Below are 7,298 nucleotides of genomic sequence, written 5' to 3' on the forward strand. Positions count from 1 at the left end.
CTGCAGGACGTCGCCGCGCCCCTCGACCTCACGGTCAACACTGTCTCGCGTGCGCTCAGAGACCTGCCGGGAGTCAGTGACGAGACGCGCGCGCGGATCAAGGCCGAGGCCGAGCGCATCGGCTACGTGCCGAACGCGAACGCCCGCTCTCTCGTGCTGGGATCCCGACGGACCATCGGCGTGATCATCACGGATCTCGCCAACCCGTTCTTCAACGACCTCGTCACCGAGATCGAGGAGCAGGCGATCCAGGAGGGCTACACGCTGCTGCTGCTGCTCTCGGATGAGGATCCGGACCGAGAGCAGTTCGCGGTCGACACCGCCCTGCGATCAGGAGTCGACGGCATCATCGCCGTCCCGGTGCAGGGACGATCGAACCCGTGGACGGCGGTGACGAAAGCGGGCATCCCGCTGGTCATCGTCGCGCGCGAGCTTCCCGACCTCGAGGCGGACTTCTACTCCAGCGACAACGAGGCGGGCCGTCGTATGACGACAGCCGCCCTGATCGAACGCGGCGCACGCGACATCGTGCTCGTCGAGGAAGATCTGCAGATCTCGACCGTGGCTCATCGACTCGGCGGCTTCCGCGACGCGCTCGAAGCCCACGGCATCCCGTTCGACTCTCGGAGGACTGCACTCGTACCGTCACGGCGCACGGCGCGCGGCGCCTCCCTCTGGCGCGGAGAGGATGCGCACCGGGTCGGAGTGGACCTCCTTGAAAGCGGTCGCGTCCCGGACGCCTTCATGGTGGGCAACGACTACTTCGCGCTCGGGATCTATGCGGCGCTGCGGGATCGGGGCATTCGCGTTCCGGATGACGTCATGGTCATCGGCTGGGGCGACTATCCGTTCTCCCGCTACATGGACCCGCCGCTGTCGACCGTGCGCCTCCCGGTGGTCGAGGGGGCCCGCCGGGCCACCCAGCGGCTGCTCTCGCTCCTGAACGGCACCGCCACGGAAGGTGTCGTGGCCGACTACATCGAACCGGATGTGATGCTCCGCGCTTCCACGGGCGACGGTTCGCGCTGACGCGGTCTGCGCGTCCGACGTGCATCGGTTGATCTGAGCTCAGCCGGCCCGGGTGAAGACCCCGAGCCCGTTCGGCTCCTGCCCCTCCGCGGGGAACTTGTTGAAGTACGTCAACGTGACCCCGGTGATCTGCTCGCCCTCGCGGACGAAGACCGCCGAGGAGAGCGACCCCGGCAGTGCATTCTCACCGGTCGGCACGAACGACATCGTGTCACCGTCCCACGGCTCGATCTCGAACGTGTAGCCGCCCTCCGGGCCGAGCGCACCGGTGAGGGTGCCGTTCGCCTCGGTCACGACGAAGTCACCGAAGTACGGGCTCGTATACGTGCCGACGTAGTCGCCGTCCGGGCCCGCTTCCGCGGCTTCTGCGGGGGGCTCTTCGCCGACGAGGTCGCCGGCCGGGTCGGAGAAGTGCGCGAAGACGGCCGGCCACATCTCCAACCACGGTCGCGTCTCCTCGCCGAACTGCACGAGGTCGAGGAACTCCGAGGCGACCGCCTCTGGAACTCCCGACGGCGCTCCGTTCGTGAGCACGACGATGCCGAGGTTCAGATCGGGGATCATCGTGGCATTGGTGGCGGCGCCCCAGCCGAACGCACCGGAGTGGCTGATGCTGACACGTCCGGTCACGGTGGCCCCGACGTTCGTGCCGAAGCCGTAGTGCGAGGTGCGCGACGTGAGGTTCCTGGCGTCGCCGCCGGTGATCGAGTGGGCGGAGTACGTCTTCGCCAGCACGAGCGGATCGATGAACTCCTCGCCGTCGACCTCTCCGTTCGCCAGCACCATGTTCATCCACTTCGCGATGTCGCCGGCTGTCGAGGCGACGCCGCCTGCCGGAGCCTCGGCGTCGGCGTCGCGGTCGAACAGCTGCTCGTACACGCCTTCTCCCGTGCGCGCGTGCATAGCCGCACGATCTTCGACGGCGAGATAGTCGTCGTGGACGGTGGTCGTCGACGTCATGCCGAGCGGCTCGAACAGCAGTTCATGCGCAGTCTCGGCCCACGCCTGTCCGCGCGACGCGGCGACGGCCTCGCCGCCCACCGTCAGCCCGAAGTTGGAGTACTGGTAGGTGTCGCGGAACGACGCCAGAGGAATCTGGTTCATGTGAGCCATGATGTAGTCGGCATCGAAGCCGATGTCTTCCAGGTCATCCCCGCCGCCGGTCGGAATGCCGGTGCGGTGCGAGAAGAAGTCGCTGATCTTCGCATGCTGAGTCACGTAGGGATCCTTCAGCGCGAAGTCGGGAAGGTACTCGACGACCGGATCCTCCCAGGACAACTCTGCGTCGTCGGTGATCGCCTTGGCCACGATGCTCGACGAGAGGGGCTTCGAAAGAGAGGCGATCTGGAAGACGGTGTCGGCATCGACGGGCTCGTCGGTCGTCACGTCCCGCACCCCGAAGCCCTCTTCGAACACGACCTCGCCATTCGAGACGACCGCGACCGCGGCGCCGGGCACTCCCGTCTGCTCGAGCGCCTTCTCGACGAACTCGGGAAGCGCCTCGACGGCAGCCTCCACAGCAGTGTCTCGATCGGTGTACAGATCGACGGCGTCCTGATTGGGCTCCTCCCCGAGCGCGACGGCGGGGCCGCTCGATGACGAAGTGTCAGCAGTGGCATCCCCGGTGCACGCCGTGATCCCGAAAGTGATGGCCGCGACCGTCGAGACGGCGATGACGCGTGCGATGCCCTTGTGCGTGCTGCTCATGCCGTTCATGTCGCTGCTTTCCATTGGCGGAATCTGGCCGAACGTCGGTGAAGCACTGGTGGCCCCCGTGGCTTCGTACGTGCGCACATAGGAAGCCACGGCCCCTGGGTCCCCACAAAATCAGTGTGTATGGACAGAAGCGGACAGAACAAGCTCCGCTTCAGGTCATGACCGCTAGAGGGCGTCCGGAAACGGTCACGTACGCAATGATGGTGACTACACGCGCTCGGGAGGCAGACATGGACGACAGGGCACTGCTCGAGCTGATCTACCGCAGCCGCCCGAGGACGGTGGCGGAGCTTGCGATCGCCGCGCACACGCATGAGGACGAGACAGCCGACGCCGTCGCGCGCCTCGCGCAGAGTGGTGCGATCTCTGTACGCGACGGCAAGATCGCGTACCCGACACCGGCGACCTGGGCGGCGGATGCCGTCGAACGCGAGGTACGCGCACTGCGGCAGACGACCGACGAGGCCACCTCACGGATCGAGACGCTCGTCACCGATCTGCCGGGCCTGCTGCGCCATTGGGCGGTGGGCGAAGCATCCGGCGAACTGGTTCCCGTCTTCGTGCGTCACGGGCCGCAGGCGGCAGAAGACCTCTGGTACGACGTCGCGCGGGAGCACAGCGACACCGCGTGGTCAGTACTTCCCGATCTCGGCCGCTACCTGCAGACCGATCCCGCGCGCTCCAGCCGCTTCGCGGAGATGTTCGCCGGCAAGAAATCGGTGCGAGCCATACTCCCCCGTTCGATGGCAGACGACCCCCGCCTGGTGGCGATCGCCGAGCGCTACGCTGCCGTCGGAGTGGAGTTCCGCGTTCTCGACGACCTTCCGAGTTGGTTCTGGATCGACGGCGACGTGCTCGCCCTGCCGATCGAATGGGGCGAAGGGTGGCCGACCAGTGTGGTCGGCGTCCGCAGCGCGTCGCTCGCCGAGTTAGGCCGGAGTCTGTACCGCGAGCTCTGGCACCGCGGCCAGCCGATCGGTGGCGTGCAGCAGCCGTGGGCGCCGCTTCTCATGCTGATGAAGCAGGGCATCACTCTCGACTCTGCATCTCACCAGCTCGGGATCAACCCACGAACGGGCCGGCGTCGCGTTGCGGCGGCGATGGAGCAGTACGGCGTGTCGACGCTGTTCGCCCTGGGAGCGGCGTGGGCCGCCGACGGGCAGCCCACCGTGCGCTGAGAGCCGCCCCCGTCTACATCTGCCCCATGTCCAGCACGAACCGATACCGCACGTCATTGCGTTCGAGCCGGTCGAGGGCGATGTTCACGTCGCGGGCGGGGAGCACTTCGACGTCGGCGGTGATACCGTGCTCCCCGGCGAACTCGAGCATCGCCTGCGTCCCCTTCGTGCCGCCACTGCCGGCCGATGCGAGGCTCTTGCGCCCGATGAGCAGCGCCATCGGGTCGAACTGCATCGATCCGAGCGCGCCGAGCGAGACCAGGGTGCCGTCGAGCGCGAGCGCCCTGATGTAGGGAGTGAGGTCGTGCTGCGCGGATGCCGTGTCGATGACGAGATCCAGCCGATGGTTCTGAGCGGCCATCGCCTGCGGGTCGGTGGAGACCACCACCTCGTCCACACCCAGTCGGCTCGCATCCGCCGCCTTCTGCGTGGACGTCGTGAACAGCACGACATGGGCTCCGAGCGCGTGGGCGAACTTGACGGCGAGGTGCCCCAGGCCGCCCAGTCCGACGATGCCCACCGTCGCGCCGGGGCCGGCGTTCCAGCGGATCAGAGGCTCCCATACGGTGATGCCCGCGCACATGAGGGGTGCGACACCGGCGGGGTCGAGGTTCTCGGGCAGCGCGTAGACGAACTTCTCGTCGGCGACGTACGTGCTCGCGTACGCACCCTGGGTGACCGATCCGTCGATGCGGTCGTTGCCGCCGTACGTCAGAGTGGGGAACTCGACGCAGTAGTTCTCCTGACCAGCGAGGCACATGCTGCACCTGCCGCATGAGTCGACGATGTTGCCGACGGCGACAGCATCCCCCGCGCGGAAGCGCGTGACGTCCGTGCCGACGGCCGCGACCGTGCCGACGAACTCGTGGCCGGGGACGAGCGGCTTATCGCCCGTGCGTTGGATCTCGTGGAGGTCGGAATGGCAGACACCGCAGAACGTGACGTCGATCAGGACGTCGTGCGGTCGCAGCTCGCGCCGCTGGATCGTCTGGAGCGTGAGCGGCGCATCGGACGATGTCGCGACGAATGCAGGAGTTCGGTTCATGGATGCTGTCTCTCTCGCCGTACGGCGAAGTAACCAACTAGTTTGTTTGACCGTCGTAGACGTTACGCCCTGCCGACCCAGGATGCAACCAACCGGTTCGTTACTCTGGAGGAATGAAACGGGGAGACAGCACCCGCGAACGCATCCTCAACGCGGCGAGCGCGGAGTTCGCAGAGCACGGCATCGCCGGGGCGCGCGTGGATCGCATCGCCGCATCCGCTCAGGCCAACAAGGCGCAGCTGTACGCGTACTTCGGCAACAAGAGCGCACTCTTCGAGGCCGTCTTCTCCATCGCACTGGACAGCATCGTGAACGCCGTCCCGATCGACGGCGAAGATCTGCCGGGCTATGCCGTGCGGTTGTACGACGAGTACCTCGAAACCCCCGAACTCGTGCGGCTCGCGACCTGGGCCCGTCTCGAGCGACGCTCGACCGGCCACCTGACAGCCGACGCCGAGAACCTCGACGAATCCAAGCTCCGCGCCATCGAAGCCGGCCAGAAGTCCGGCCACATCGACCCCTGGTTCGAGCCTTTCGACGTGCTCACGACCGTCATCGCGATGTCGATGACCTGGTCGCCGGCCAGCGCCACTTTCACCGCCACGCGCGACGACGACCCCGAGGATCACGAACGACGTCGCGAGGTGCTCCGCCGCATCGTCGCTCGGGCGTTCGCTCCGCCTGCGCGCTGACGACGAAATCGGATGCCGGCGGGCACGGCCGCGCTCACGACCCTGCCGCGCGGCCTTTCACCGTCTGACCCCGAACGTCGCACCCCGGTGCGAGAATGCCGTCATGAAGCTCTCCGAGCTCGCAGACACCGCCGACGCGGTCGCGGCCACATCGTCGCGACTGGCGAAGACCGACGCGCTCGCCGGATTACTTGAACGCGCCGCGCCTGATGAGATCCCCCCGCTCGTCGGGCTGCTGCTCGCCTCTCCCCGCCAGGGGCGCTTGGGTGTCGGTTGGCGCGGACTCACGGCGCTCGCGGTCGAGCACGCCGACGAACCGACCCTCACCATCGGCGACGTCGATCATGCCCTCGATGCGCTTGCCGCGGCATCCGGAACCGGCTCCGGCGCCCTCCGCACCGGACTGCTCACCGACATCGCATCCCGCGCCACCGCCCGAGAGTGGGACTTCCTCGCCCGCGCGATGCTTGGCGAGCTGCGCACCGGCGCCCTCGGCGGCGTGCTGCTCGACGCGATCGCCCGCGCCTCCGACCGCCCTGTCGCGAGCGTGCGCCGCGCCGCCATGCTCTCCGGCGACCTCGGCGACACCGCGCTCCTGGCGCTGACCGGCACCGCCGAGCAGCTCGACGAGGTCGGCCTGCAGGTCGGCCGGCCCGTGTCGCCGATGCTCGCCGGCACCGCGACGACCGCGACGGCGGCGCTCGAACTCACCGGCGAAGCATCCGTCGAGTACAAGCTCGACGGCGCACGCATCCAGGTGCACCGGCACGGCGACGAGGTCGGCGTCTACACCCGCAGCCTCGCCGACATCACGCACCGCGTGCCCGAGATCGTCGAGATCGTGCGCGGCCTGCCCGCCACCGATCTCATCCTCGACGGAGAGACGCTCGCGCTCGACGAAGACGGCGGACCGCGTCCGTTCCAGCAGACCATGTCGCGTTTCGGCGCCGATGTCGCGCGCGACGTCGTGCTGCGGCCGTGGTTCTTCGACCTGCTGCACGTCGACGGCCGCGACCTCATCGACGAACCGCTCACCACACGCCTCGAAGAACTCGAGCGCATCGCAGGCGAGTGGCGGATGCCGGGGATCATCACCTCCGACGCGGATGCCGCCGAGCAGCTCTCCCGCGAAGCCCTCGCCGCCGGGCACGAGGGCGTCCTCGTCAAGGCGATCGACTCGACATACACGGCAGGGCGACGCGGCAAGTCGTGGATCAAGGTCAAGCCGGTGCTCACCTACGATCTCGTCGTGCTCGCGGCGGAGTGGGGCTCCGGGCGGAGGCAGGGCAAACTCTCGAACCTGCACCTCGGAGCGTACGACCCGTCCGGCGAGTTCGGCGAGCCGGGCGGCTACGTGATGGTCGGTAAGACCTTCAAGGGCCTCACGGACGAACTGCTGCGGTGGCAGACCGAGACCTTCCCGGCGTACGAGACGCGGCGGACGGCGAACACCGTGTTCCTGCGACCGGAGCTCGTCGTCGAGATCGCGATCGACGGCGTGCAGACCTCGCCCCGCTATCCCGGCGGCATCGCCCTGCGCTTCGCCCGCGTCAAGGGGTACCGCCCCGACAAGACCGCGGCGGAGGCCGACGGCATCCAGACCCTGCGTGCGCTGCTGCGCGGGTGAGCCGCCGGCCC

6 protein-coding genes are annotated in these 7,298 nt (G+C 68.0%); 4 read left to right on the plus strand and 2 right to left on the minus strand.

What is annotated here, in order from left to right; translation table 11 throughout:
- A partial coding sequence (locus ACNPNP_RS15760; protein ID WP_448966969.1) for a LacI family DNA-binding transcriptional regulator occupies window positions 1-1,029 on the plus strand: 1,029 nt, incomplete at its 5' end.
- A 39-nt stretch (window positions 1,030-1,068) separates the two neighbouring features.
- On the opposite strand, the gene ACNPNP_RS15765 is transcribed toward ACNPNP_RS15760, so the two are convergent.
- Window positions 1,069-2,760, minus strand: coding sequence for a serine hydrolase (locus tag ACNPNP_RS15765; protein ID WP_448966970.1), 1,692 nt, complete (start codon window positions 2,758-2,760; stop codon window positions 1,069-1,071).
- Window positions 2,761-2,975: 215 nt separating this feature from the next.
- On the opposite strand from ACNPNP_RS15765, the gene ACNPNP_RS15770 reads away from it, so the two are divergent.
- Window positions 2,976-3,923: a hypothetical protein gene (locus ACNPNP_RS15770; RefSeq protein ID WP_448966971.1), complete on the plus strand. Its 948-nt coding sequence runs from the start codon at window positions 2,976-2,978 to the stop codon at window positions 3,921-3,923.
- Window positions 3,924-3,936: 13 nt separating this feature from the next.
- Here ACNPNP_RS15770 and ACNPNP_RS15775 read toward each other — a convergent pair whose 3' ends face one another.
- A complete protein-coding gene (locus ACNPNP_RS15775) occupies window positions 3,937-4,968 on the minus strand; it encodes an NAD(P)-dependent alcohol dehydrogenase (RefSeq protein WP_448966972.1) in 1,032 nt (343 codons plus the stop codon).
- A 113-nt stretch (window positions 4,969-5,081) separates the two neighbouring features.
- On the opposite strand from ACNPNP_RS15775, the gene ACNPNP_RS15780 reads away from it, so the two are divergent.
- Together ACNPNP_RS15780 and ACNPNP_RS15785 are read left to right on the plus strand one after the other, a co-directional pair.
- The gene (locus ACNPNP_RS15780; protein WP_448966973.1) at window positions 5,082-5,660 is read left to right on the plus strand and encodes a TetR/AcrR family transcriptional regulator; all 579 of its coding nucleotides are present in this window, start codon (window positions 5,082-5,084) and stop codon (window positions 5,658-5,660) included.
- Between the two features lie 103 nt (window positions 5,661-5,763).
- Window positions 5,764-7,287, plus strand: a complete 1,524-nt coding sequence (locus ACNPNP_RS15785) for an ATP-dependent DNA ligase (protein WP_448966974.1) — start codon at window positions 5,764-5,766, stop codon at window positions 7,285-7,287.
- Window positions 7,288-7,298 lie beyond the last annotated feature (11 nt).

It is taken from the genome of Microbacterium xerophyticum, assembly GCF_053543555.1.